The following is a 25,782-nucleotide window of genomic DNA, read 5'->3' as shown; positions in this document are numbered from 1 at the left end:
CCGTGGCAGGCGTTGTCCCCAGGTATCGTCATCCCAATCGAACCTAAAGAAGAAAATAGCGGCGTAGGGATCATCTCCCTTACGCCGCTACTATTCTAGTTTAATTCATTTTATTCCAACAAATCGTTAACGACAGCTTGGAGCTGATTGCTGTTAGTTAAAGAAAACGGCGGGTTATATTCGTATCTGTGATCATGGGCATACCCAATAGCTTCTATGACTTGGTCTAAGTTGTTAGTGGTTACTCCCGTTATCCCTGCAACGGCAAATGTCGTTGCGTCAGGCTTAGGGGCATATCCAGGATCCCAAAAGTAATTACTGATCTCTGTCAACGCTAGTCCAGCACGAACTTCATTAACTATCGCTTGGATTTCAGTTACGGTCCATGGAGATTTCGCGTCCGCGCTCAATGCATAATCAATATAGATTAAGTTCGACTGAGTGACACCTGTTACTCCAGCAATGTCAAATATGGATTCGTCAGGCGCATCGACATTTGGCTCTGGCTGGCCATAGTAAGCATTAATCGCTTCCAACGCGGCTTGTGCAGTCATTGGTGTTGGTGTTGGTGTTGGTGTTGGTGTTGGTGTTGGTGTTGGTGTTGGTGTTGGTGTTGGTGTTGGTGTTGGTGTTGGTGTTGGTGTTGGTGTTGGTGTTGGTGTTGGTGTTGGTGTTGGTGTTGGTGTTGGTGTTGGTGTTGGTGTTGGTGTTGGTGTTGGTGTTGGTGTTGGTGTTGGTGTTGGTGTTGGTGTTGCTGTTGGTGTTGGTGTTGGTGTTGGTACTGGTGTTGGTACTGGTGTTGGTACTGGTGTTGGTACCGGTGTTGGTACCGGTGTTGGTACCGGTGTTGGTACTGATGTTGGTACCGGTGTTGGTACCGGTGTTGGTACTGGTGTTGGTACTGGTATTGGTGCTGGTGTTGCTGCTGGTACTGGTGTTGGCGTCGCTGTTGGTACTGGTGTTGGCGTTGCTGTTGTTCCTGATGCTTCAGCTTTAGCTTTAGCTTTGTCTATAGCTTCTGTTACTGAATAAGATCCGACTACAAGATCGGCGCGAGTAGCAAGCTTGGCTCCATTGTTGCCTACATCAAACCCGCTCGCCTTGGCAACATCTAAGTAACCCTGGTACCATGGAGTCGTCGTTTGCACCTCGGATTTTTTACCAAACCCCTTAACTAGCATTGTAGCAAGCTGCCCAGTAGTTACGTTATCCTTTGGTGCAAATGTGTTGTCCGTCATGCCATCAATGATTCCAGCTTTTTTTGCCGCTTCAATAAACGGAATTGACCAACTCGAAGAAGCATCCGAACCATCTACATCTTTAAAGGACGAAGTGGCTTCTGTCCCGACGGTTAAGTTGAAAATTTTAGCTACAAGTTTAGCAGATTCCGCACGCGTCATGTTTCCAGTAATATCAAATTTATCGGTGCCATTACCTTCCATGTATCCCTTGGCTAGCAATGCATCAATTTTGGCAAGAAGAGCCGCATCCAGACCTGCTAAATCTGGGAAATCTTTAGAAGTCTTTGTAGGTGGTGAAGTAACTTCTGCTGCAGAAACCACACTTGGAATGAGTAAGCAAGCTACTAACGATAGAAGAATCCATTTTGAAACTTTCCTTTTCATAGAATACGCTCCTTAATTTATTTTTTTAGATGTAAATCTGACGTAAGGTTTATATCGGCATTTATTTCAATTTTAAATAGATTTTGAGGAAAATAATCTACACCCGGATATCAAGGCTGGCTTGGTCAGCAGATTTTTTGCAAAGCTCGGATTCAGCATAATCAACCATGCCGGGTTTCAAAAAATGATAATTGTCCTTGATTAAGAAGTAGCTTTCACCGATATTCATCTCATGGCATGCTACTCCTACGATATCGCCGTTTTCCTCCCAGCTGCCGATCCGGTGCGTTCACGAGTGATTGGAGTAAGGATGCGTGTGCCTTAATCATAAACGGTCGTCCATAGCCGTATCATAAATAGCGGCAAATTTTTTGGAAAATCGCGCTGCGGGCTTTTTGGAATTACAAAATAATGGAGGGGTATAAATGAAGTATTTTTACGGAGTATTATCTTTTTTGGGACTCGTCTTGCCCTATTCGCAATTCATCCCTTGGGTCGTGCGCAACGGCCTCGATTTGGGTCTCCTATTTGAAGCCATAATCAGTACGCGTATCGGAGCTTTTGCATGGATGGATGTTTTAGTTACCGCGATCGTGCTTATCGGATTCATTCTGTTAGAAGGTACCAGAAAGAGAATGAAATATTTATGGCTGCCGATTGCAGGTACGCTACTGGTAGGTCCTTCACTGGGTCTTCCCTTGTTTTTGTTTCTTCGACAATTACACATGGAGAAAAACATTTTAAAATAACATCATTCTGTTTTAGTATGAAGACTTGCCGTTCGTGACGCTAATGATGAGAAGATACGCGTGGCGAAAAATGTACTTAAAGAATTATTATGTGATACGTCCCTCATAGCAAATGAGGTCATTTAAAACAAGCGCACAAGCCATTGGCTTGTGCGTTTTGCTGCAGCTTAAGTATAGTTCTTATTTTATGATTAATGGTAATAGTCTGAAATTTGAGGCGTAACAAAAAATATCTTTAATAAAGAATTTCGCTTTAACTAGCGTACAATTTATGGGTCATAAGGAGGAAGAAATGACTGAATTACTAGCTCCAGCAGGAAATATGGAAGCTTTAAAAGCTGCAATTTCTAATGGTTGTGATGCAATATACTTAGGAATGCAAAAATTTGGTGCACGTGCATACTCGTCTAATTTTGATTTAGAAACGTTAAAAGAGGCGGTTACGTATGCGCACCTGAGGAACGTTAAAATCTATGTTGCTATGAATACCATCGTTTTCGAAAACGAAGTTGAAGAGATGAAAGTGCAGATACAGGAATTAAATGAAATCGGTGTTGATGGTATTATCGTCCAGGACCTGATTGCTTTTGATTATATCGTTAAAAACTTTGTTGATATGGAAGCACATTGTTCAACTCAAATGGGAATAGATGATCTAGACGGAACTTTATTATTTAAAGAACTTGGTGCGAAAAGAGTTGTTCTGTCCCGTGAGGTCAAGATTGAAAAAGTAAAAGAGATCAAAAGAATAGCTGAAATCCCTTTAGAAATTTTCGTTCACGGTGCTTTATGTGTATCTTATTCGGGAAATTGTCTAATGTCAGGATTGCTCGGCAATCGATGCGCAAATCGCGGAAGATGTGTGGGTTCATGCCGTAAGGAGTATGAACTAATCGATAAGACAACAGATACATCTTTAGGTAAAAGCTATATTCTATCTACTAAGGACTTAAACACCATCGATTATATCCATGATTTAAAAGAAATCGATTCTTTAAAAATAGAAGGCCGAATGAAGGCGCCTACGTATGTTGCTAATGTTGTATCCAAATATCGTAAGGCCTTAGATCATAAAATAACCGAAGAAGACAAAGAAAATCTGAAAAAAACATTCAATAGAACATTTACTAAAGGGTATTTGTTTCACGAAGACAGGAGAAATATTACAAATATCTTAAAACCTAATAACTTTGGTTATGAAATTGGAACAATCAGCAAGATTGTTAAAGATAGGTATGAAATAACACTTACACGTCCTTTAAATCAGAACGATACCATTCGAATAAGTCACAACAATGAAGATGTTAATTTAACGGTTGCAAAACTGTACGATAAAGAGGGCGAATTAATCAACAAAGCAGAGGATGTCTGCTATATCAAAATCAAAGAAAAGATGTCTACGGGAGATTTAGTATATAAAACGAAGGATTATTTCTATAACAAAGAATTAGAAGCATCACTGGAAAAAGAATTTAAGCGGTTTAACCTCGATATTAGAGTGTATGCACGTCCAGATTCAAAGCTTGTCATAGATGCGGAGGGCTTAGGCTGTCATTATTCATATGAAAGCGAGGAAATACTAGGCGAAGCCATTAATAATCCAACAACAAAAGACCAGGTAATCAAGCAATTTTCAAGATTAAATGATACGATATTCGAACTTAATCATGTGGATTTTGAGGAATGCAATGCTTTTATTCCAGCTAAACTGTTAAATGCAGCAAGAAGAGATATTGTACTGGGCTTATATGACTTAAGGCTTAACAGCCAGAAGAAAAGAACCAAGGCTTTGGAAGCAAAAGAAAAAATAAGCTTTGCCCCTGAAAAACCATACTTTACGGCCTCTGTAACGACTAAGGAGCAGTATGATGCTTGCGTGAGCTGTGGAATTAAGGAAATCTATTATAAAAACGTTGTTAGAAGAAATCAGGATGATTACAAGGAAAAAGAAGGGCAGCTACTAATCGGAGGATATGGCGGAATTTATCACTACAGAGAAACTAATCCGTTTGTTACGGACTATTCTCTAAATGTTGTTAATACTATTAGTTGCTATGAATTATATAAATTAGGTGCAAAACGAGTCACTTTATCTTATGAACTGAATAAGAGCCAAATTGAAGATTTAATGAATGCCTATGTTAAAGAAAATGACGGCTATCCTGCACTGGAAATGATTGTATATGGCAGGGCTCCTTTGATGTTTACGAAATATTGTCCGATGAAAAAAATGAATCAATGCAGAATTTGCAAAACGAAGAGCTATGAGTTAAAAGATGAGCACGGAACGTTCCCTATCATTTCCCATAATGATTGTACAACGACTATTCTTAATGGGAAGACGCTTAATCTTTTAGATGAGCTACACAACATCAAAGGAATCGAGGCGCTCAGATTAAACTTCACAGTTGAATCAAAAGGGCAGGTTGTGGAAGTCATTAATATGGCGTCAGGCAAATTAAATGGCTCTATGAATAATGCTGTCTTTAATCAGGAAACAGACACAAGAGGACATTTTAATAAAGAGATTGTGTAGGTAGCCAAAGGGATGACGCTGTCTTCCTTGCTAATCGTTCAGCTTAACATAAAAGAATCGAGTAGGAGGGGGCGGCGAGCCCCCGGCCTCTCACACCACCGTACGTACCGTTCGGTATACGGCGGTTCATGAAATATTCCGTAAGGAGTTGTATCTGTCCAATACACTCTTTAATCCATTGGATTCCCAATATTGGTTATTCAATGCACGTTGTAGAATTGGACTCCCCGCAATTCGCTACTAAGTTGCTGGCAGAGTTGGGTCTGGGCTCGAAGTTAAAAAGTCTTCCAGGGGAGCTGTCAGGTGGGGAGAAGCAGCGGACAGCGATCGCTCGTGCTTTAATTAATAACCCCAATGTCATCTTGGCGGATGAGCCGACAGCAAGTTTGGATACCAAGCGCGCCCATGAAGTAGTCAGTCTAATTGCGCAAGAGGTGAAGTCACGCCAGAAAGCGGCGATTATGGTTACCCACGATGAGCGTATGCTTGAATATTGCGACAAGGTATACCGGATGGAAGATGGGAAATTGTCGTTAGCTGAATCGTTAAGATCAGGGGTGTAACCAAGTTTCGTTCATAGATGTTGCGGTAACCTTATCATAAGTAACGACGAAAAAAGGGAGTATGCGCACACTCCCTTTGGAGCTAACATTGAATATTATCAAATGTCTACTTTAGATTAATCCAATAAGGCGAACCACTCAGACCACTTAATTTGCCGTCTTATTGATAAAATCAATCTCATTTCTGATCCCTTTATGGGCGTCATTCCACAGGCCCTTTGTCAGGCGAATGCGCAGCAGGCATGTGTTAGGATCTTCGTCGTTATTGGCTTCGTTATACCAATCGGCGAATATAGTGCGCAACTTAGTCATCATCTCGGCGTTATTCTCGTCACATACCCAACCCAGGTTCTCACCGATACCATCGGCCGTAAAGTTTTCGACGATGATACAAACGGCGACTTCGGGGTTCTGGGCGATCTGCCGCATTTTGCCTGAGGTCGCATAAGTGACGGTGTAGAACGCGCCGTCCTCATAATAGGCGTCCACTATGCGGGCGGCGGGACGGCTTATACCATTGGTCCCGGGTTCCAGCGCGATGGTAGACAGAGTAATCAGGCCGTCCTTGTTACCCACTTGTTCTTCCAGCAGCTTCATGGCTTCGTCGTACTTGCTCATTATACTACCTCCTAAAATGTCATAAGGTATACATTGTTAAGCTTATCATTGTAAAATCTTAGTGCATGTGAAGAATAATACGATAAAAGATTAAATCGCCATCAATCCAAGCTTATACTCGATGGTCTTTTTTTTATGCCATTTAATCTCCAGTCTACAAATATATCTATTTTTTTTATGTAATAGACATTGTAAATTACCCTGGTCCTATTGTAGAATCAAGAAGTTGTCGAATAATGGTGTAAAATGCCATCCTTGGAACTCACTAGGACGACAGACTCATTGATATTTTTAGAGTAAGAAGGGGGAAGAAACAATGTTATTCCAAGCAGCACGCCGTAAACTCAGTCTGATGATTGTGTTTGCCCTATTAGTAAGCACTCTTACGCCACATATGGTGTTTGGTGAGGCCTCACAGTTCAAAGACATCACAGGCTCTTATGCGCAAAAGGAGATTCATTCATTAACTGAAGCAGGAATAATCTCAGGGTATGAAGATAACTCTTTTAAACCGAAAAAGGCTATGTCACGTGCCGAACTGGCGAAAATCATAGTCCTGTCGTTGGGTCTAGAAGCAAATGCTGATCAAGCCGCACCGTTTAAAGACGTTGCCGCGAACAGTTGGTATCGCGGTTATGTAGGTGCATTGGTAAAGGCAGGCATTACGGAGGGGACATCGGCGACCACCTTCAGTCCTAATGCAAATGTCACCCGTGAAGAGCTGGTCGTATTTTTCATCCGAGCTTTCGAATTGGATGAAACAGCGAAGAAGCTTCCGGTTGATAGCAAGCTGTCAGATATCTCAGAGGTGTCCGAATGGGCAAAAGCGCAAGTATCCCTTGCCTTTAAAAATGGTTTCATCAACGGGGTCCAAGGCAGTGACGGCACCCTGAAATTCAAACCCAAAGAGCATGCGGAGCGCCAAGCTCTGGCTCGTCTGGCTTATGAGTTCAAAACCAATAAGTCAGTATATGTCGAGAAATCCAAACAGCTTCTGGCTGAAGAGGTTAATAAGGGCAAGAGTCCTGAGGTAACACCGACTGCCACCCCGGCAACAACTGACCACGGGACATCTGTGACAGCACCAGCGCCGGGAGCTTCAGGTCCGGGAACGCCAGCATCGGCAACCCCAGCACCGGCAACCCCAGCACCAGTGACACCAACACCAGTGACACCAACACCGACATCGACACCGACACCGGCAACCCCGGCACCGGCAAATGCTCTCCAGGTTGTGGTGAAGGGGGAGAGTTCAGATGCCATTTATGTGGAAGAGCCAACAGAAGTTATATTCCGCTCATCGATTAATGCGGCAGGAACGGTAATCGCTAGTGTCTATCAAGTAGATGACAGCGGCAAAGTGATTTCCCAAATCATTTCGTTGTACGATGACGGTTTGGAAGCCCATGGAGACAGTCTTGAGGCAGACGGGCTGTACAGTGGCAAAGCAGTATTGACTGAAAGTACGGAGGGTTACATAAATCTGCAGGCGTTTGTGGGAGATGTGCCAAGCAGCACAGTTTTTAAATTATCTGTAATGAAGCATCTTACGGATGAACAGCTTGCACAAACGGAAATCATTGAAAATAATACACAGAGTAAGCTTGATCAACTGGCTACTTCATATGGTAATTTGCAAAAAGCAAAGGAAGAAACTGTGGCTTGGCTCCAAACCCAAGCAGAAGTAGAGCATGCTGGAATTTCGGGTGAAGGAGGAAGCATCTGGTATTTGCTGGACAACGGGATTCTAGGGGGGATATCCGCAGCTCCTGAGAATACAAAAGGGTTAAGCAGCACCGTAGAAGAGGCTGCGTCCAGTACTGCATTGGCGGCTGAGGCGCTAACGCAAAATGTGGAACAAACTGTAGCCACCATAGGAAGCCAGCGGGTTGCTGTAATTTCTCCGTTCTCCGGCACACTTCCATCTTCGACTGTTTATGACGCTGTATATCACAGCTTTGACCAGTCGAGTTACCCTTTCCTTGTGGAAAGAGTAAAGGACACCGCAGCGGGCGTGAATTTCTTTAAAGGACTGAATCAGTATGGCGTCGTGGTCTTGGATACCCACGGAGATACTTATTATGATGAAATAGTGCTACAGAAGCTCCATAATAAATACGGCATTGATTTCAAATACGCTGGACCGCAAGTCATGTTCCTGACAGGAGAAAAGGCAACGACAGAGAGCAAAAAGACCTATGAGTTGGACTTGAAAAAGGGAAGATTGGCTATTATATCCGGTTATTATGCTATTACACCGTCTTTTATTACACGGTACAACGATATGCTTCCTGATACCATCGTATATAATGGCAGCTGCCGCAGCGCGTACAACGATTCCATGGCAGATGCCTTCATCAACAATGGTGCTGGCACTTATTATGGATATACCGATTATGTAAAGCTTGCATATGATCAAGCTATTGCTAAATCCGTATTTACCGCTTTAAACGATGAGAACATGACAACCGAAAAAGCCTTTCAAGCAGCAGTGGCTGCCCATGGAGCAAACGATGGGTTGGCGGCATTCTTCATGAAAGGAAGCAGCATTGGCACTAAGACCGAAGGGGTCATCAACGGAACCTTTGAAAACGGAACTTGGACCGGCTGGAATGGAAACGGCGATGTTCGGGTGATCTCCAAGCTGGGACCGCTTAAACCGACAGAGGGGAACTACATGGCTATTATCAGCACTGGCCTTGGGTATGAAAACAATGATCAAGGAGGATATGACTACAATTCAGATAGTTATATCGAGCAAAGTTTCATTGTTCCAGCGGGTGCAACAACCCTATCGTTTGATTACAATTTCATTTCTGAGGAGCCTAAGGAATTCGTTGGAAGCAAATTCAATGACACCTTCAGAGCAACGGTAACTTCCAGTGTATACATTAATACGGCTTCCCTCATTACTTCTCACATGAATGGCGGCAATACAGTGACGTCCAGTGTCTATGGCAATGATTCTGTTATTATCGGGGCTGAATCGATTAATGAATCCACGGCCTATTGGATTGAAGAGAACAAAGTAGCGATTGATTTCTACGGCGGGGATCATACAACATACATGACGAATTGGAAGCATGTACAATTTGATGTAAGCCAATTTGCCGGCAAGGGCTCCATTGTCCTTCGGTTCCATGTTTGGGATCAAGGAGATAGTATCTACGATACGGCAGTACTAATCGATAATGTAATATTAAAGTAATCAAAAAACGGCTGGATCAGGGGAACCTGACCAGCCGTTTCTTTTGGAAATAAGCTAATGGACTTGCGTTCGGATATGGATTCCAAATAAAATGTGCATATTGCACATAATTTGTGTTATACTTTATTATGTGCAATATGCACATAATATGGGGTGGAAGAAGGGTGTAAATATGAAGGCAGCAATCGTAAAGGATAAGGGGACGATTCCCGTAATGGGTCATTGTGATTCCCCTGTTGGGACAGAGGGGCTAGTTATAATTAACGTTACGGCCACAGCCTTGAGTCGAGTTAGCAAGTTCCGTTCAATGGGTATGCACTACTCTTCTGAAGTTAACTTTCCAATTGTAGCCGGTATCGACGGTGTAGGAACTTTGAAAGATGGGTCTCGTGTTTACTTTGCGCTGCCTACTGCACCATATGGCAGTTTGGCTGAGCAAACAATCGTCAACGAAAAGCTGACTGTCCGTTTACCAGATGGTATTGATGATCTCACTGCTGCCGCTATCGCCAACCCTGCTATGTCGTCATGGGCTGCATTGGTATTTCGAGCTGGTTTTAAATCCGGTCAAACTGTATTGATTAATGGCGCTACTGGTGCATCCGGTAGTTTAGCAGTTCAGATTGCTAAGGGTCTGGGGGCCAAGAAGGTCATTGTAACAGGACGCAACGAATCGAAGTTGCAAGCACTTGAAGCTGATGAGGCTATTGCATTTGATATGACAGCCGACAACGGTCAAAAAATGTTTGAAAACGCCCTAATGCCAGTTATTGCTGAAGGTGTTGATGTTATATTGGATTATCTTTGGGGCGACAGCGCACTCGCTATCATGTCAGCTCTTGTTAAGGCGAAAACGGATCGTTCAACTCGTTTTGTAAGCATTGGAACTTCATCTGGCCAAGAAAGCATTCATTTACCTTCATCTCTTTTACGCTCATCAACAATCGAACTCGTAGGTAGCGGAGATAAGAGTGTTTCTAAAGCTGATATGCTATCTGCTGTTAGAGGTGTCTTTGAAATGGCTGCCGAGGGGAAGATAAAAATTACCACAAAAGAGTTCGCTCTAGAAGATATTGAAGAGGCTTGGAATGCCCCGCTAATGCCTCGTCCTGTTGTAAGGGTGAAATAAAATGGAAAACGATATTTTTAAAGCACTGATCGATTTAGTTTCCATTATCAATAGGCCAGACCGTGATAAGAAGATGATTGCTAATGCTGGCGTAAATTTGGAAGCAGCAACCTTTCGTGTCTTTGTGGGCATCGTGCATCTCCAACCGACTAGTGTTGGTGATTTGGCCGCCATGATGGGAAAAAACTATTCGAGTGTTAGCCGGCAAATTGATAAGTTAGAAAACGCGGGGTTGGTTCATACGTATCCATCAAGTGCAGATTCCCGCATTCGTGTGTCTGAATTGACGAAAAGCGGGGAGGAAATCAATGCAATGATTAGCCTCACCCGTGAACGCATTTTGCATGAAGCTTTGGATGACTGGACTCTAGAGGAAAAAAACAGCTTATTGAATAACTTAAGGCGTTTATTTGAATCGTTGCAAAGATTCGACTAGTTGCAGATTATGACTGTTCACACACAGCTCAATGTTTATTGCGATGGTGGATATTCGGGTAAAAGGAATTACGGATTCAATGGGGAACCATTCTGAAATCGGATTTACGAGGAAGCCGCAAAAATGCTAAAACGCTACTGACACAACGTTGTCAGTAGCGTTTTTGTATATTAGGGGTATAGCGAGTAGCGCAGTGTTTTGGAGATAGGGTGACCTTGCTCATAATCTTATTATAGAGGTGGAATTTATTCATGAGTAATATCAAATGGGAAGTGGATCCGGACCACAGCTCCGTCGAGTTTTCGGTGACGCATTTAATGATTAATAAAATCAAAGGAGTATTTGAGCGTTTCCAGGCTATCTTAAGTTTTGATCCCAACGAGTTAACAACTATGGGTATTCAGGCTTCCATAGACGCAAATAGTATCACAACTCGCCAAGCGCAACGAGATGAACATTTGAGGGGCGACGACTTCCTTCATGCTGCCAAGTATCCAACCATTGCGTTTCAAAGCACCAACTGCGTCTTTGCTGGTGAGCGGCAATATGAACTTACAGGCAATCTAACTCTGCATGGAGTAACCCAATCTGTTACTTTTCATACTGTATTTGAAGGACTAAACAAGGACCCACGCGGACGGGAACGTGTAGGATTTCATTCAACAGCCAGTATTGATCGTAATGAATTTGGTTTGAAATTCAACTCGCCTCTGGAAACGGGTGGAATTATAGTCGGAAATGAAGTGAGGATCGAGCTTTGTATTGAGGCAATTAAAATACTGTGAACCGTATCACAAATTAATGTATTTTTACACCAAACGTAGTTATGACAAGGTATAAAAAAATCCCTCTCTGCGTAATAGAGAGGGACAGTAACTATTTAAGTACCAATTCATTAGAGCCTTATTAGATCATAACTGGTTGGTCTGTAAGAGCTGCGTAGGTTTAGTAAGCAGAGCAGGCCTCGCCGCTATCCAAGCCACTGAGAGTGTGGTTATAACACATAGGCCAATCCCATAAATCACCCATTTAACATCAACCAGGACAGGTAACTTGAACATAAGTTTTAGAGCTACAGTCGTTAACAACAAAGCTATCCCTGTACCAGCAGTTCCTGAGACTAAAGATAAAACAAAGTTCTCTAACAAGATTGACCGTAATGTCTTACCATTGGATACTCCCACTGCTTTGATGATTGCAATTTCTCTGCGTTTTCTTAAAAGGCTTATCACAATTTGATTCCCGATGGTAAGTATCGCTGTAATGAAGGCAAATAAAGTCACTATAGAGAAGAATACACTTATCATACGTATCATTGAATTTAAGCTTTCGGAGGCTGTACTTGATACTGAATACGCCATAGCGGATGCTGGAAGTACACCGTTTAATTCAGAGAGTAAACCCGTAGTCAGGGTCCCTCCGTCAATAGAAAACATTACCCGGTTAGGCGCCCCATATTTAGACAATATATCTTTAGTTGTTCTCATACCTACTGTTTTTACGAACCCTGATTCAAAAAAGCCAACAATTTTGAAAGGAATCTTCTTTTCTCCCATTGTAACTTCAACTGTATCGCCTGTCTTAATTCCCAACTGTTGATAATCTTCCAATAATAATGCGGTCTTGTGCGATGAATCATCTTCTATAAGGTCACGTCCACCAATAATGGAATAGGACCTTGATGCAAGTGAAGGGTCAACACCTTCAATGCTCAATTTATTGGAAGCGAAGAACTTATTCCCGTCTGACTTTTGCTGAAAAAGAGAAGTTGCTTCACTTCCGTTAATTGAACTTAAAAGACCGTTCATCTGGACACCCTCTGTCCACTTTTTAATATCGAGAGATTGAAAAGCTTCCTTGACTGCTTCAGACTCTACTAAGGAGCTTGTGATGAGTAGATTTCCTTTGGCCTCGGTCTCTAACTGTTGACTGACAGACTGAGTTAAGTTATCAGCGAAAAGTTCGCTTGATACTGCTGATGCAACACCAACACTCAAGATAAGAGCCAATAGTCCGTATCGTTTTCTTCCAGATGATAAATTATGAAAAGGGATAAACCAACGAGGAGAGATGAGTTTCCTCATGCTTCCAACCACTCTGAAAATGAAAGAGAAAGCAGAAGAACATACCTTCACAAATATGCTTACCAATATAATAATCAGTAGAATCCCTAAAAAAGATAGAACGACTCTAGAACTAATGGATTCGGTTGAACCCAGAAAAAGTGTTTTTTGTAAGTAGAATGCTACAACTAGCGAAATCAGTAATAATAAGAGTCCTCTTTTCCAAAAGCGTACCCGATAAGAAGGGATCTGATGGTTTCCTTCAAGCAATAGCTGCATAGGAGAGACGATGAGCATTCCTTTTAGAGGAATCCATGTTGATATCAGTGCCATTAGCATTCCTACTGCGAAGGTAACAATTGTGACTTTCCATGAAAACTCCCAAGACAACGGTATAGCTAACATTTTGCCTACGTAAGAAGTTAACCAAGTACTCACTAGAAGACCTGTTACTATTCCAGTAATAGTTCCTATCGTCCCGATAAGAATACCTTCTGTTAAAAAGGTACCGGCAACTGAGCGAGAGCGTACACCTATTGCCTTCATAACTGCAATATCGCGCATTCTAGTGCTCATTGCCTGCTTCATTGTATTTGAAACTGTCAAAGCGCTGATTCCCAGTGCAAGCAGACTGAACAATTGTAAAAGTAAAAGAAGGGTCTTGGCTTGAGCCAAGCTTTCGTCTGTCCGCTCTTTCGTGTCCGTTAGTGTAGCACTTGGCAGATGCTTCTCAAGTTCTGCTTGCCAAGAAGTCTTTGGTGTGCCCGCTTTCCAATGGATAAGAATTTCATTTGTGCTTCCGGCTGGAGCGTTTAGCAGATTAGCTGCTTCATTCAACGGAAGATAAGCAGCTCCAAAAATATCCGCATCTCCGTAAGACTCTTGAACATTAAGTACTAATCCTTTTACCTTGTACTCATGCAGACTTCCATCAGACGCGCTCGGCAACCAAATTTTTTCTCCAACCTTTACCTGTAGGCGATCTGCTGCATTATCAGCAAGAAGGACCTCATTTGCTTGAAGTGAACGGATGCCAGGATATTGATTTTCCCCATAATAAGGGTAAGTCTTCGTATCAATTCCCTTCAAGATCACGCTTGTTGTTTTATTTTTGGATTGCACCATGCTCTGTCCGACATATGAAGATGAATGGCTGTCGATTTCTCCCATGTCTTGGAATATATCATTCACTATATTGCTCTGTAGTGGCTTAAGGTAGGACTGGACTAATACATCCCCACCTAATAGCAGTTTGGCAGAATTCTCAATAGAACGTGGCGCCAATTCAGATAATAGGAACATACTAAAGAAACTTGCACTTCCAATAATGAGAGACAATATAGTGAAAATTGTTCTTAATTTGTTACGTAATAAACTTCTCCCGGCAGAGCTCAGCCATATCATCAGATATTCACCTTCCTTTACTCAGACAAGGATCCTCAGTTTCAACCCTTCCATCTCTAATGTAAATCACTCGGTCGGATTTTGAAGCAACCTCTGGATCATGGGTAGCAATAATGAAGGTCATTCTCATTTGCTGTTTTAAGCGGAAGATAAGGTCAAGAACTTTCTGTCCGGAATCACGATCTAAATTGCCGGTTGGCTCGTCAGCAATGACTAGAGAGGGCTTATTAATCAGAGCTCTTGCAATAGCGACACGTTGCTGTTGTCCGCCGGATAGTTGATTAGGCAGGTGCTTCATCCGATCGCCCATCCCCACAAGCTTCAACATTTCTTCTGCTTTTTTACGTATTTCACTATGTCGGGTGCCTTTGATGCAGAACATGGGAAGCATTACATTTTCAAGAGCGGTCATTGTAGAGATTAGATTGAAGGATTGAAAAACAAACCCAATTTTTTGTGCGCGATAATCAGAAAGTTTTTCTTCAGATAAAGATTCGATTGACTTACCCTCAAGTGCGATTTTCCCTGTACTAGGCTTATCTAGGGATCCCATAATCCCAAGCAGGGTTGATTTTCCGCTGCCGCTGGGTCCCATAATGCTTACAATCTCACTTTTGTAAAACTTCAGATTTATTCCCTTAAGAACAGATATTATGCCGGCTTCGGATTCGTACTCTTTGTTAAGATTTTGGATGGCCAGAATCGGTTGTTCTACAATCAACTGAATTTTCCTTCTTTCTGTTAATTTTTTTAATAAGTAATATGGTGAAATGAAGAATTAATATCACAATCACTATCAAAAGGCCTTTGAAGTTTGTCCAGTTCCAAGAATGAAAGAGGGAAGTAAATGAAAAAATAAAACGTAACATATACATTAAAGCAATGCTGAAAACAATTAAGTATAAAGAGGAATACGCTAAAAACACTTTCTTGTAAGTACTGCTCATATTGATAATATTTAATCTAAATTTCTCGCGGAAAAGTCGTTTCCTACATACATATCCCAATAATCCTTGTTTTACCAATGTAAAAGTTCTAGTATGCAGGTTGGGAATTCCGAGGATATCTGTAAGTACCCAGAAACCATCAAGACGTAATAATGGATTTAGATTGCTAATAATGGAAAGCAAAATAAAATGGTTGGCAGTAAATAGTATATTGCTCCCTGTTATTATAGATGATAATTCATATATAATAAATATCCATAATTGAAAATATATACCTCCAAGGTCGATCACTACTCGCTCTTTTCTACTTGCTTTCCAAGCATCACTCAAATCCACGAAAAGAACAGGGGCTAAAAAAAACAATCCGATCCCCATATCTCTTGGTTTAACATTATATTTAAAAGCCGCCACTGTATGCCCAAATTCATGGAATATAGCCGAAAACAAAATCATGAAAAAAGTAATAATCCAAAAAAGATAAGAACCTAAATCTGCTTTATTTGCAGAAAGACTTAAATTTATTATGTAGTTGTAGAGGGCAATACTCATAAGAACTCCAAAAATACAAATACCTTTTAAAGAAAAAAGATGCTGAAAGGGTTGGGAACAGCCTTCCAGTCGGCTTGCATTTAATAGTGGAGTACGAAAACGGATGGCCGAGGAATGTTCTGCTATTTTTTCGCTCCCTACAACGATACCCTTCTCAGTTAGAAGATGTTCTAATAAATATTGTAGCTCTTCTAAGCGTGGGGCAACTTCATATTTCTCTAATAATTGCTCAGAAATCTCTAAAAGCGACTTTTTTCCGTCCATACAGTTAAAAATGGTTAAAATCTTTTCTGTTACTTTCATTTGTAGACCATTGTCAAAGTGAACTAAATAGCGAGCCCCCTCTTCCCAAACATCCATTTCATGGATAATATAGGGTATCAATTGGGGATATTTTGTTGCTGCTATCGCATTCATAATTATCCCCCTCTTTCTTTAGACGGTACCCAATTCTTCGAAAAGGTGTTTATTATGTTTGATATAAACATCTATTGTTTCATTGGCATAATTACAATAGGGCTTTGTAATATCTCCATTCCTCATTAAATTGGCATAAGCACAACCACCACCACAAAAGAGAGAGATAGAGCATTCCGTGCATTCCTTGGAATCTGTAATTCCCCGGTCCCATTGCTGATGAGCTTCAGAATTCAGCTCATATTTTGGGAAAAATGATCCAACGGCGGTCTCTGCACGGCCTACAGAGTCGGGACAGGCATAGATAAGTCCTTCTGTCCCAAATGAATAGAAACGTTGTTCGCGCGCGCTGCATTCTTTAAAATGTGGAACACTAGTGACCCCCGAGGAAGTACAAGCATCCATATCGTCCATCCTGCTCCAATCAAAAGATCGGATCGTGTTTCTAATTCGTGAGGTGCGCATGTTTATCACTGATCCCAGTCTTGCGTTGTATTTATCAATAAAAGAATCCAAGTCGCCGAACATTTCATATAGGGCTATCAACAGTTCATGTTCAGGTAAGTGGTCGGGCATTGGTTCACTGAAGTGATTAGTAACAGGCGTGACTTGCCAACCAAAGTGGGGGAACTTATTCCAGCCCTTTTGTTCAATGAAATTAGCCAGTTCGACCAGATGACCCAGATTTTCTTTGTTAACATTTGTCCTAGTAGCAACGGCAAAGCCTCGTTCCAGGGCCATATCAATATTTTGGACTATACGATCAAATGTTCCTTGTCCACCAGCCATGATACGCCGTTTATCGTGAACAGCTTTGGGGCCGTCAAGTGAAATTTGAAAGAAATCCCATTGGTCACGGTAAGGTTGAAAAATATCTAAAAATTGATGCAAGAATGTCCCGTTAGTAATAGCGCACATACGGAAACCATATTCATTAACAGCACGTTCTACCACTTCTTTAACTGTATTTTTAGTCTGCGGAAGAAGTGGTTCTCCTCCATATAAAACCATACGATGTTGTGCTCCTATGAAGCGGCCACGATTTTCTTCCATTTTAATAATTTGAGTAATAGCTTCGAACATTTTGGTTATTTCATCTGAGTCTAATGCATGATTATGGTCATGAATTTGATGGCCTTGATAGCAATAGGGGCACCTTAGATTACAAGCATATGTTGTACAAACATTGAAGGTCATACCCCATTTACTCTTTGCCGTCATTTTTTCCATTGCATCTTTAACTTTAAAAAGTATTTGTTGTTCTTCTGCAAGGCTATGAAAGATATACCCTCTTTTTTTGAAAAAAGTAAGTAGTTCAACCTCATCTTGATTATCTCGTTGCAGATTAGTCTGTTCAATCCGATCTAGCCGTTCCTTTACTAGACCATCCACTACATCTACTGCTCCACTAAGAGAATTAATCAAGATATAATTCCCATTGTTAATAGGATGAATAGAATTATATGTGCTTTTGATCATGATTTAACCTCCTCGTATTGTGCAGCTTCCTCCTGCAATTCGTGTAGATATTGACCAAGCATGTTCTTTGCATCCGGACAACAAGGAAGGTCCAGATCTCCGTATGTTGATAAAGCTTGTGCAGCGCAGCCGCCGCCGCAAATCATTGCTGCAGAGCAGTCTTTGCATTTGGGTATTTGTAGAACATTAAAATTTCTCCATTGGTCAAAAACGGGTTCCTTCGTAAAAACAGGGGAGAACTGGCCGATGCGATATTCTGATTTTCCCACTAAATCCGGACATGCATACATATTATTATCAGGTCCAAAAGCATAGGTTTTTCCTTCAGTAGCCTCACAGTAGACAAGTTGTGGCGAAATAATCCCAACTCTATCTTGTAATTCAGGATCAAGTAACATGCCTGTCCGGAAGAAACGGAACATTTCAGGACTAAGGCCGATCTTCTTTTGTTTTTCAAGTTCTGTAAAGTTAGGGACGTGTCGGATTAAAGACTTTGCAATCTCATAACCTTTCATCAAAGTAGAACTCAGACCTAGACAAGTATGATCTGTTACAGGAGCAAAGGTTATTGAGAAGGAAGGATGCCCGAAGAAGCCGCATTGATGATAGTACTTTATTAACTCAGGTACAGTTTTAATATTAGTTTGATCTATATTAATCCGGATCATAACAGGGATGTTACGGTTTAATAATTCATTAACGCCTTGGTGTATCCGTTGAAATGTACCCTGTCCTCCAGATAAAAAGCGCCGACTATCATGTATTTCCTCAGGGCCATCGACAGAAACCATAACACTTAAACAATCGCGAAAGCGTTCTAAAATGTCGGCGTAAGCTTTCAAGTGATAACCATTTGTATTACAACCGATTATAAAATTTCGTTTTTCCGCTTCTTCGCAGATTTTTTCTACCATGTTCTTGGCGGGAGGTAAGAGGGGCTCACCTCCGAATAGGTTAATTAATCCTTTGTCCATTCCGCTTTCTTTATGCAGAATATCAATTGCGGAAAACGCATGCTCTATTTGTTCTTCGGTAATGAAGCGTGTACTCTCATGAAGCAAATGATCTTCAAAGCAATATGTACAACGAAAATTGCAGGCATAAGTCGGACAAATAATATAATGCATGAATTGATCATAATTCATGATTTGTGATGCTTGGTTTAATCGTCGCTCCTTATCTTCATTATTCTCAAAAATGTAGCCTCTCCTCAATAAGAACTCGATATCGTCTTCTTTAAGCTCAGGCGGGTAATTAGATAGTTCCCAACTCTCTGCTGAATCCAGTAAATCAAGCATTTCTGCAGAGAAAAAATCTACAGCACCTGTCAAAGTATTGATAACAAGGTTTTTTTCATCAAACTCATATCTTAAATGGTATTTATTTACTATCATGATATTTTCACCTCTATACAATTTTGGAATTATTAAAAAATATTGTTTAATTGTATAATTTATTGTGAATCACTTATATTGGGTATTAAAGAATTATTCGTAAAAAAAAGCCGCAGAGAACGGCTTTTTTCATCGACTCAAATTTGGAAACAACAATTCCAGCAACAAAGATTAATGCAGGCCATTTCGTCACGATTTTCCAATGTTTCTACCTGATCAAATAATTCTGTCCATAGATCCTTGTCGTCGTTCACGGAGCGAGTTTTGAATTGATTTTCACTCGACATATGTAAACCTCCTTTATATTATTTTTATCTAGAAGAAAGATGCTTTTAGATAAAATTGTTAACCCAAACCTAATGACATCCATTGATTCTTTAGATACCCTAATAACCCATTTATTTACAATGTTATTCTATAATTTTAAATCTACTTATTATGTGAATTTAGTCACAAAATCAAAACTCTTCCAAAATTTTCGAAATAAATGTATTAAATCTCAGTGAGGAATTTAAGTTGAGGGAATTCCTGCTCACTAGAGATGCGGTAAACTAGATGCCTTGACTACTAATATTTGCATTAAATATTACCTAAATCGTATTTATCGAGGAGGAAATAACAGGAACAAAATTGAAAAAGTATACCCTATAGCAGCACTGACCGGGAGGATGGCATGCAATTTCAACCAATTTATTATAATGGGGAATTATTTCTACCGAAGATCGAATTAAATATGACACCGAACCAATCGGTTGGCATCATAACGGACTTGAAGCGAAAGCAGCTTTTAATGAATCAATTAGGGGATCATTCCCAATATTATTTATTTCGGGCTGGGCAAAACGAGTATATGCGTTTAACGGTGGAGGAACTAATCACTTTTCTAATCAGAGTAACAGAGAGGAATGAGCGTACCGCTTCGTTGATAGATTATTTTGCTTTAAAAGAAGAACGGAAGGTAAAGATCAAGGATCTAAGCTCATCGAAAAGGATGTATGTGACATTGCTGCGTGTCTTTTTTGCGCATCAGCCTACACTTGTACTGGAGGAACCCTATTTTTACTTGGAAGAGCAAGATTGTCGTCAACTCAAACGGATTCTGGATGATCTTTCTCAAGAAAAGCAGATTTTAATTTTAACTTCGAATTTAGAGGATGCCCTTATTTCCTGTGATGCCATTTATCGGTTGAACGAATCGGGATTTCATCCATTGGATATTCGGGACTTCGACGAGGATAAGCAGGAAGTACAGAAACAAGACGAGGCCAATATAACCTTGCAGAAGATCTCTACCAAAAGAAATGATAAGGTGATTTTATTTAATCCGCCTGAAATTGATTTTATAGAAAGTGTAGAGGGGTCAATCCTTGTTCATGTGGGCGGTGAAAATTATGACTGTGCGTTGACGCTGACCGAGCTCGAGCAGCGATTATTAAATTTCGGTTTTTTTAGGTGTCACCGATCTTACATTGTTAATCTGCAAAAAGTAAGAGAGATTATTACATGGACGAAAAATAGCTACAGCTTGCGATTAAATACAGGTCAAGATGCCGTGGTTCCGTTATCCCGTTCAAAATTGCCTGAATTAAAAGCACTTCTTAACATTTAAATGGTACCATTCAGGCGCTTACAGCTACATTTCGGCGCGTTTTGATGGCAGGAAGCATGTAATCTGTATATGTTTAAGCCATCAACACTAAGGATGTGGAGTTAATGAATGTTATCCGGGTAGAACGTATCCATAAGAGATTTGGAGAAAAGGATGCGTTAGCAGATGTTTCTTTTTCAATTCCTAAGGGTGAAATTTTTGGTTTCCTTGGCCCGAGTGGCTCAGGCAAAACAACATTAATTAAGATTCTAACGGCACAGTTAAATCCGACAAGTGGACAGGCAAGTGTATTTGACCAGCCGGCGGAGATGATGCAGCAGTCTGCTCAGAAGATGCGTTTTGGCATTTTGACGGATAACAGTGGTCTATATGAGAGGTTAAGTATTGAGGAAAATCTGGAGTTGTATCGTAAGTTATATGATCTTCCCAAATCTGCGGTCGACAAGGTGCTGCAGTTTGTAAACTTAAGCGGGGAGCGCAAAAAGAAAGCTAACCTCTTATCCAAAGGGATGCGTCAGCGTGTCATGCTGGCATGCGCGATTATCCATGAGCCGGAATTATTATTCCTGGATGAACCAACTTCGGCTCTAGATCCGGTAAACACAGCACATATCTATAAAGGCTTACGCTACTTAAATGAGAAAGGAACTACGATTTTTCTGACTACGCATGATATGTCTGAAGCAGAATTGATATGCAACCGTGTAGCGATTCTGTATCAGGGTCAAATCCAAACCATCGGTTCACCGAAGGAACTTAAACGGCAGCACCGGGAGAACGTAATTAGTGTGGACTTAATCAATGGGGAAACCTACGAGCTCCCGATCGATGAGGGGGCGGCTGACCAAATCGCGGATTGGATGAAGCGGGGGCTAATTGACCGGTTAGAAACGAAAGAGCCAAGTCTAGGTGATATTTTTATTAAAATGACAGGAAGTGAGCTACTATGAGTATCTCATACAAACGTGCCCGGGCGATATTTGTGAAGGATTACAAAGAGTTTTCACGTAACTACGCGCTGTCCATTATGCTGATTTTTCCTATTATTATCGCTCTGATTTTCAAGAGGGCAGGTGCGTCTTTACCTGGAGCCAGCGGTTTTCTTTTTAATAGTTCGTTTGTATTGCTAACATGTTTCGCACAAGCCTGCTTGATTGCGGAAGAGAAGGAACGTAACACTTTACGGTCATTAATGATGACACCGGCTACGACCATGGATGTACTAATCGGTAAAAGCAGTTTGGTCTTTGTCATGTCTGCTGTTGTTCTCGCTATTTCTACATTATTATTTGGCTATGAGCCAGCTAATATATGGGCATTTGTGGCAGTAATCATTCTTTCGATTATTCTGTACACTGCAGCCGGGACGATCTGCGGTTTATTCTCCAAGACGTTGCTTGAATCCTCATTATCTATACTCCCTGTGGCGTTCATATTTATGGGGGCACCGTGGGGAGAAGTACTAGTGAAGGATTATCCGGTCTTCAAAGTGCTGGATTACATGCCAAGCAGTCAGCTTGTGCATCTGCTGGGTCTAAGCAATACAGGTTATACGACGGGCGATGTAGTGAAACCACTCCTCATTAATTTGGCATGGACGGTTGTGCTAACAGTAGTGTCTGTCATTTTATATCAGCGGCGGTTGAAGGACGAGTAAGGGAGCTCTGAAGGGACTTTAGCCAGCCTTCGGTGGGTCTTTGGTAGGGTTGAAACAAGCGGCCGACTGAGACTATACGACGATTATTTTCCAATTGAGGCTGTGATGTTGTCATGACGGGGCCTGCCGGGTAATAAAGATGATTAGAACTTTCAAATTTGGCTGATTTTGGATTGGGAGCCAAGGAAACGGGGGAAAGATCATGGCGGCACAGACAGTATCAGGCATCAGCTCCGTACAGACCATTGCGGCCTACGGCGGTACACAGAGTGATGTCAGTTCTCTGGAGAAACAGCGAAACCGGCTGATGATGGAACTGGATAAAGTGAATGCGGCACAAGGAAGTGAGATGCAAACTCCTTATCGCAGGGAGCAGCTGCAGCGGCAAATCCGGCTGCTGGAGTCCCAACTGGTACAGAAAAGCGGGAGCAGTACCTCCGTAAATTTTGTGCCTGCTTCTCCGCTTCAAGATCACCTCCCCCTTTGGGGAAATGAAGGAAAGGGAGGCCTCAAGGGCATCGGCCTGACTGATCCCCGGACGGCGACGGTGGACGCGGAGGGTCATTTCGACGCGTTAATTTAGGCAAGCGAGCGAAGGTGCGGAAAGCGTCAGGTGATAAACTGACACTCCATAATCATGAGGCTAGCTAGCCGAGCTTCCCCCGAGAAGACCCGCAGCACGGTAAAAACAACAAAATAGGCGAGAGGGAAGCTTCAACACTTCCTCCTCGCCTATTTGTGTTCATGCAGTTGCTTAGGGTTCAACTATTTTATTCTGGTGTTCCTTGGGTTACCCCATGGATATACGAGAGCGTCGGGGAATCGACGGCCCCTTGTCCCGGATTATAGGTGAAGGAGTACTCGATGGTATCCCCGTGTTGCAGGTGATTTACAGGGTAGGTATAGCTACCGTTCCCTGCCGGGGTCATGGCTACGTTTAGCTGCCCACCGTTATTCAACTTATAGTGTAAGTCGGCAAAGGTTGCGCCGTTCACATAGAACAGCAGGTCGTCACCTATTTTCTTCAGGCCCCGCACCTCATCGCCGACAATGATAACACCGGATGATGCTGCCGGTACAACAGTGATGGTGGAGAGGGCTGTTTTATTACCGTCGGCTGTTGTAGCCGTTACGGTTGTTGTGCCTGGAGTGAGTCCCGTCACGAGACCGTTCGGATTCACGGAAGCGACGTTGGTACCTGATACGGTCCAAGTGACCTGCTTATTGGTTGCATTAGACGGGGCAACATTGGCGTTCAACTGCACAGTCTGTCCGACCTCCACCTGCGCAGTGGTTTGATTCAGAGAAATACCGGTAACCGGCACGTTTACCGGATTCTCGCTGTTGCCTTCTTTATAGACACGAACATAATCCACTTGCATTGTTGCAGGAATATCCGACGGATCTGGGGTATGACCGCTGTCGAAGTGACCGCCGATCGCCAGATTCATAATGATGTAGAAGGGTTGATCGAATGGGGCGTTCGGATTGTTAGGTGCAGCTACGGAATACCATTGATCTCTACTGACTTTAAAGAAGAACTTGCCGTCCACATACCATTTCATATTATCTTCTTCCCAGATCATGGAGTACACATGATAATCATTGGCGAAGGTCTGACCTTCAGGGAAGTGATATTCACCAGCAATATATCTGTTTACAGGCCATTGTCCGCCAAAGTGTATGGCCCCGCTGGTCGTGCCGGGCAAGCGTCCTTTGGCTTCCATAATATCAATTTCCCCGGATGCGGCCCACGCTCCATAAGCGGCATCTTCCGGAAGCATCCAAAGTGCTGGCCAAACGCCGTTACCTGTAGGCAGCTTAGCACGAATATCTACTCTGCCGTACTGGAAGGACAGCTGATCTTTGGTGTTAATCTTGCCGGATGAGTACTGGGCATACCGGCTTGGGTCCTGTGGAAAGGATTTTGAATCGTTCAAAGCTCTGATATTCAGCTTTCCGTCCTGTACAAATACATTTTGTGTACTGTCTGTATAGTGCTGCAGTTCCGCGTTGCCCCAGCCCCAGCTATTCGGATCGTCAGTAATATAATAACCTTGTTCGTAGCTCCATTTGCTCGTATCGAGTGCTGTTCCGTTAAATTCATCCTGCCAAATGAGATTCATGCCCTCTATCGCCGGGTCGTTTGGTGTTCCGATGGCAATGTCATCATGATCGGATACATCCGGACGTGGGGCATCTGGATTACCAATAAAGGTATAGTTGACGTAATTGTTGCCGACACTTCCGCCCGCCTGTCCATTTAATGGATAGCCAATACGGATTTGCACATCCTCTTGGACAGGCTGGAACCAAAGCCCATAGATGTAGTCAGCCCAATATCCCCACTGGTTGGCATCGGACATGTTGTTATAGCCATTGCCGGCGTATACAAATCCGCTCTGGCTGGAATCACTCATAGCAACCCATTGTCCGTTGATGTTAATTTGGTATACGTAATTTCCTAGTTCAGTGCCTATTGGAGCGCCCCCATCAATCTTAGGTAGCGGTACACCTATTACACCTTTTGCATCTGCGGTAAAGGTCGTTCCCTCATAAGGAGTTAAGACATATGAATTTCTTACAGGTTTATTAAAGGTGAGGGTATAAACGACGTTAGCCGTTGAGGTTTTCGATTCTAACTTGACGTTGATAGACTCTGTTACGGTGAACCAGTAGCCACCGCCGCCTTCGGTGAATTGTCCGAAGTTGTTATCATAGATCCAGCCGCTGGCTGCATTATTGTCAATATCAATCCATGTACTGCTGCTTACAGGTTTTACATATACCTTCAGATCTTCAGCTACGGCTTCATAGGTAACGGCCGGATCATTGTTGAAGGTAGGATAAGTAAAGCCTGCACTTCCTGTAAATCCTGCTGAAATCTGCGGCCCTTGTGTAGGGGCCATAGCAGTAATGGTCGTTTTGTTTATGTTTTGAAATACCAGGGTGTAATCAAGTGTAACTCCATTAGCCTTGGAGAACAGCTGAATCTCCGTTGTTGCGGAGAGAGTGAACCAATAGCCATTCAAGCCACCGTCGCTCCAGTGTCCCCAGTTTTGGTTGTAGGTATAGCCGCCTGCATGGTCAATATCCACCCAGTTTCCAGCAACTTTTACTTTTACACCGACGTCATCGGAAACATCATTCCAGGTGGCAGAGCCCCCATTGAATGTGGGCATGACGAAACCATAGCTAGCTTGCCCAACCCCTGATTTTGAGATGACAGGACCGTCTGCCGCTGAAAAGTAAGACATAGAGGTAACTGTGGTTCCTGCTGCCTGCACCTTAGAAGTCGGCAATAGACCAACCCCAGCCAACAGTACTACTGCTAAGAACAAACTAAATACCTTCTGCTTAAAACCACTTTCCGTATTGTAAAGTCGTTTCATACTTGCC

At 42.2% G+C, this 25,782-nt stretch carries 19 protein-coding genes and 1 pseudogene; 11 read left to right on the top strand and 9 right to left on the bottom strand.

Translation table 11 applies throughout. The features are described 5' to 3' along the window. Nucleotides 1–110: 110 nt before the first annotated feature. Both NSQ66_RS30045 and NSQ66_RS30040 read right to left on the bottom strand, forming a co-directional pair. Nucleotides 111–1,625, bottom strand: coding sequence for an S-layer homology domain-containing protein (locus NSQ66_RS30045; RefSeq protein ID WP_339279510.1), 1,515 nt, complete (start codon nt 1,623–1,625; stop codon nt 111–113). A 97-nt stretch (nt 1,626–1,722) separates the two neighbouring features. Then, nucleotides 1,723–1,854 (bottom strand): hypothetical protein, encoded by a 132-nt coding sequence (locus NSQ66_RS30040; RefSeq protein ID WP_256715920.1) that lies wholly within the window; start codon nt 1,852–1,854, stop codon nt 1,723–1,725. 196 nt (nt 1,855–2,050) lie between these two features. Between NSQ66_RS30040 and NSQ66_RS30035 the strand changes: the two genes are divergently transcribed. The 3 genes and pseudogenes from NSQ66_RS30035 to NSQ66_RS30025 form a co-directional block, all read left to right on the top strand. Then, nucleotides 2,051–2,374, top strand: coding sequence for a DUF2834 domain-containing protein (locus NSQ66_RS30035; RefSeq protein ID WP_036682419.1), 324 nt, complete (start codon nt 2,051–2,053; stop codon nt 2,372–2,374). A 292-nt stretch (nt 2,375–2,666) separates the two neighbouring features. Continuing rightward, nucleotides 2,667–4,910: a U32 family peptidase gene (locus NSQ66_RS30030; protein ID WP_076140582.1), complete on the top strand. Its 2,244-nt coding sequence runs from the start codon at nt 2,667–2,669 to the stop codon at nt 4,908–4,910. A 230-nt stretch (nt 4,911–5,140) separates the two neighbouring features. After that, a pseudogene (locus NSQ66_RS30025) lies at nt 5,141–5,473 on the top strand (ATP-binding cassette domain-containing protein); the annotation flags it as partial. Nucleotides 5,474–5,620: 147 nt separating this feature from the next. On the opposite strand, the gene NSQ66_RS30020 reads toward NSQ66_RS30025, so the two are convergent. Further along, nucleotides 5,621–6,091, bottom strand: a complete 471-nt coding sequence (locus NSQ66_RS30020; protein ID WP_036682406.1) for a pyridoxamine 5'-phosphate oxidase family protein — start codon at nt 6,089–6,091, stop codon at nt 5,621–5,623. Nucleotides 6,092–6,407: 316 nt separating this feature from the next. Here NSQ66_RS30020 and NSQ66_RS30015 point away from each other — a divergent pair, with 316 nt between their 5' ends. From NSQ66_RS30015 to NSQ66_RS30000, 4 genes are all read left to right on the top strand, one after another. Next, nucleotides 6,408–9,299: an S-layer homology domain-containing protein gene (locus NSQ66_RS30015; RefSeq protein WP_076140584.1), complete on the top strand. Its 2,892-nt coding sequence runs from the start codon at nt 6,408–6,410 to the stop codon at nt 9,297–9,299. 172 nt (nt 9,300–9,471) lie between these two features. Then, nucleotides 9,472–10,428 carry a zinc-binding alcohol dehydrogenase family protein gene (locus tag NSQ66_RS30010; RefSeq protein ID WP_036682403.1) on the top strand — a complete coding sequence of 319 codons (957 nt, stop codon included), beginning with the start codon at nt 9,472–9,474 and terminating at the stop codon, nt 10,426–10,428. Nucleotide 10,429: 1 nt separating this feature from the next. After that, nucleotides 10,430–10,864 (top strand): MarR family winged helix-turn-helix transcriptional regulator, encoded by a 435-nt coding sequence (locus NSQ66_RS30005; protein WP_036682401.1) that lies wholly within the window; start codon nt 10,430–10,432, stop codon nt 10,862–10,864. A 251-nt stretch (nt 10,865–11,115) separates the two neighbouring features. After that, nucleotides 11,116–11,649, top strand: coding sequence for a YceI family protein (locus NSQ66_RS30000; protein WP_076105142.1), 534 nt, complete (start codon nt 11,116–11,118; stop codon nt 11,647–11,649). 126 nt (nt 11,650–11,775) lie between these two features. Here NSQ66_RS30000 and NSQ66_RS29995 read toward each other — a convergent pair whose 3' ends face one another. The 5 genes from NSQ66_RS29995 to NSQ66_RS29975 are packed head-to-tail and all read right to left on the bottom strand — an operon-like array spanning nt 11,776 to nt 19,117. Further along, the gene (locus tag NSQ66_RS29995; RefSeq protein ID WP_051491238.1) at nt 11,776–14,331 is read right to left on the bottom strand and encodes an FtsX-like permease family protein; all 2,556 of its coding nucleotides are present in this window, start codon (nt 14,329–14,331) and stop codon (nt 11,776–11,778) included. 7 nt (nt 14,332–14,338) lie between these two features. Further along, on the bottom strand, nt 14,339–15,052 hold the full coding sequence (locus NSQ66_RS29990; RefSeq protein ID WP_036682398.1) for an ABC transporter ATP-binding protein: 714 nt from the start codon (nt 15,050–15,052) through the stop codon (nt 14,339–14,341). Then, nucleotides 15,012–16,244, bottom strand: coding sequence for a hypothetical protein (locus tag NSQ66_RS29985; protein WP_052097394.1), 1,233 nt, complete (start codon nt 16,242–16,244; stop codon nt 15,012–15,014). Before NSQ66_RS29985 ends, NSQ66_RS29990 begins: the two co-directional genes overlap by 41 nt. Before the next feature lie 18 nt (nt 16,245–16,262). Continuing rightward, on the bottom strand, nt 16,263–17,723 hold the full coding sequence (locus NSQ66_RS29980) for a radical SAM protein (protein WP_036682397.1): 1,461 nt from the start codon (nt 17,721–17,723) through the stop codon (nt 16,263–16,265). Then, nucleotides 17,720–19,117: a radical SAM protein gene (locus NSQ66_RS29975; RefSeq protein ID WP_036682396.1), complete on the bottom strand. Its 1,398-nt coding sequence runs from the start codon at nt 19,115–19,117 to the stop codon at nt 17,720–17,722. The genes NSQ66_RS29980 and NSQ66_RS29975 overlap by 4 nt, the downstream gene beginning before the upstream one ends. A 673-nt stretch (nt 19,118–19,790) precedes the next feature. Here NSQ66_RS29975 and NSQ66_RS29970 point away from each other — a divergent pair. The 4 genes from NSQ66_RS29970 (at nt 19,791) to NSQ66_RS29955 (ending at nt 22,966) form a co-directional block, all read left to right on the top strand. Beyond that, nucleotides 19,791–20,726 (top strand): LytTR family transcriptional regulator DNA-binding domain-containing protein, encoded by a 936-nt coding sequence (locus tag NSQ66_RS29970; RefSeq protein WP_038573913.1) that lies wholly within the window; start codon nt 19,791–19,793, stop codon nt 20,724–20,726. Between the two features lie 104 nt (nt 20,727–20,830). Next, the gene (locus tag NSQ66_RS29965; protein WP_038573911.1) at nt 20,831–21,676 is read left to right on the top strand and encodes an ABC transporter ATP-binding protein; all 846 of its coding nucleotides are present in this window, start codon (nt 20,831–20,833) and stop codon (nt 21,674–21,676) included. Further along, nucleotides 21,673–22,383, top strand: coding sequence for an ABC transporter permease (locus tag NSQ66_RS29960; RefSeq protein ID WP_038573909.1), 711 nt, complete (start codon nt 21,673–21,675; stop codon nt 22,381–22,383). The genes NSQ66_RS29965 and NSQ66_RS29960 overlap by 4 nt, the downstream gene beginning before the upstream one ends. A 202-nt stretch (nt 22,384–22,585) precedes the next feature. Further along, on the top strand, nt 22,586–22,966 hold the full coding sequence (locus tag NSQ66_RS29955) for a FlxA-like family protein (RefSeq protein WP_038573907.1): 381 nt from the start codon (nt 22,586–22,588) through the stop codon (nt 22,964–22,966). Between the two features lie 187 nt (nt 22,967–23,153). Here NSQ66_RS29955 and NSQ66_RS29950 read toward each other — a convergent pair whose 3' ends face one another. Then, entirely contained in the window at nt 23,154–25,775 is a 2,622-nt protein-coding gene (locus NSQ66_RS29950; protein ID WP_076099765.1) for a family 16 glycosylhydrolase, read from the bottom strand. Between the last annotated feature and the right edge of the window lie 7 nt (nt 25,776–25,782).

This window comes from Paenibacillus sp. FSL H3-0329 (assembly GCF_037963285.1).
GTDB classification, from domain to species: domain Bacteria; phylum Bacillota; class Bacilli; order Paenibacillales; family Paenibacillaceae; genus Paenibacillus_AQ; species Paenibacillus_AQ odorifer.
The sequence above is the reverse complement of the archived record's forward strand: the minus strand, read 5'-3'. Positions and strand labels throughout refer to the sequence as shown.

Bases quoted from the DNA above. Each gene is read 5' to 3' on its own strand.
- NSQ66_RS30045 (WP_339279510.1), bottom strand. From the start codon at position 1,625: ATGAAAAGGAAAGTTTCAAAATGGATTCTTCTATCGTTAGTAGCTTGC.
- NSQ66_RS30040 (WP_256715920.1), bottom strand. From the start codon at position 1,854: ATGAATATCGGTGAAAGCTACTTCTTAATCAAGGACAATTATCATTTT.
- NSQ66_RS30035 (WP_036682419.1), top strand. From the start codon at position 2,051: ATGAAGTATTTTTACGGAGTATTATCTTTTTTGGGACTCGTCTTGCCC.
- NSQ66_RS30030 (WP_076140582.1), top strand. From the start codon at position 2,667: ATGACTGAATTACTAGCTCCAGCAGGAAATATGGAAGCTTTAAAAGCT.
- NSQ66_RS30020 (WP_036682406.1), bottom strand. From the start codon at position 6,091: ATGAGCAAGTACGACGAAGCCATGAAGCTGCTGGAAGAACAAGTGGGT.
- NSQ66_RS30015 (WP_076140584.1), top strand. From the start codon at position 6,408: ATGTTATTCCAAGCAGCACGCCGTAAACTCAGTCTGATGATTGTGTTT.
- NSQ66_RS30010 (WP_036682403.1), top strand. From the start codon at position 9,472: ATGAAGGCAGCAATCGTAAAGGATAAGGGGACGATTCCCGTAATGGGT.
- NSQ66_RS30005 (WP_036682401.1), top strand. From the start codon at position 10,430: ATGGAAAACGATATTTTTAAAGCACTGATCGATTTAGTTTCCATTATC.
- NSQ66_RS30000 (WP_076105142.1), top strand. From the start codon at position 11,116: ATGAGTAATATCAAATGGGAAGTGGATCCGGACCACAGCTCCGTCGAG.
- NSQ66_RS29995 (WP_051491238.1), bottom strand. From the start codon at position 14,331: ATGATATGGCTGAGCTCTGCCGGGAGAAGTTTATTACGTAACAAATTA.
- NSQ66_RS29985 (WP_052097394.1), bottom strand. From the start codon at position 16,244: ATGAATGCGATAGCAGCAACAAAATATCCCCAATTGATACCCTATATT.
- NSQ66_RS29980 (WP_036682397.1), bottom strand. From the start codon at position 17,723: ATGATCAAAAGCACATATAATTCTATTCATCCTATTAACAATGGGAAT.
- NSQ66_RS29975 (WP_036682396.1), bottom strand. From the start codon at position 19,117: ATGATAGTAAATAAATACCATTTAAGATATGAGTTTGATGAAAAAAAC.
- NSQ66_RS29970 (WP_038573913.1), top strand. From the start codon at position 19,791: ATGCAATTTCAACCAATTTATTATAATGGGGAATTATTTCTACCGAAG.
- NSQ66_RS29965 (WP_038573911.1), top strand. From the start codon at position 20,831: ATGAATGTTATCCGGGTAGAACGTATCCATAAGAGATTTGGAGAAAAG.
- NSQ66_RS29960 (WP_038573909.1), top strand. From the start codon at position 21,673: ATGAGTATCTCATACAAACGTGCCCGGGCGATATTTGTGAAGGATTAC.
- NSQ66_RS29955 (WP_038573907.1), top strand. From the start codon at position 22,586: ATGGCGGCACAGACAGTATCAGGCATCAGCTCCGTACAGACCATTGCG.
- NSQ66_RS29950 (WP_076099765.1), bottom strand. From the start codon at position 25,775: ATGAAACGACTTTACAATACGGAAAGTGGTTTTAAGCAGAAGGTATTT.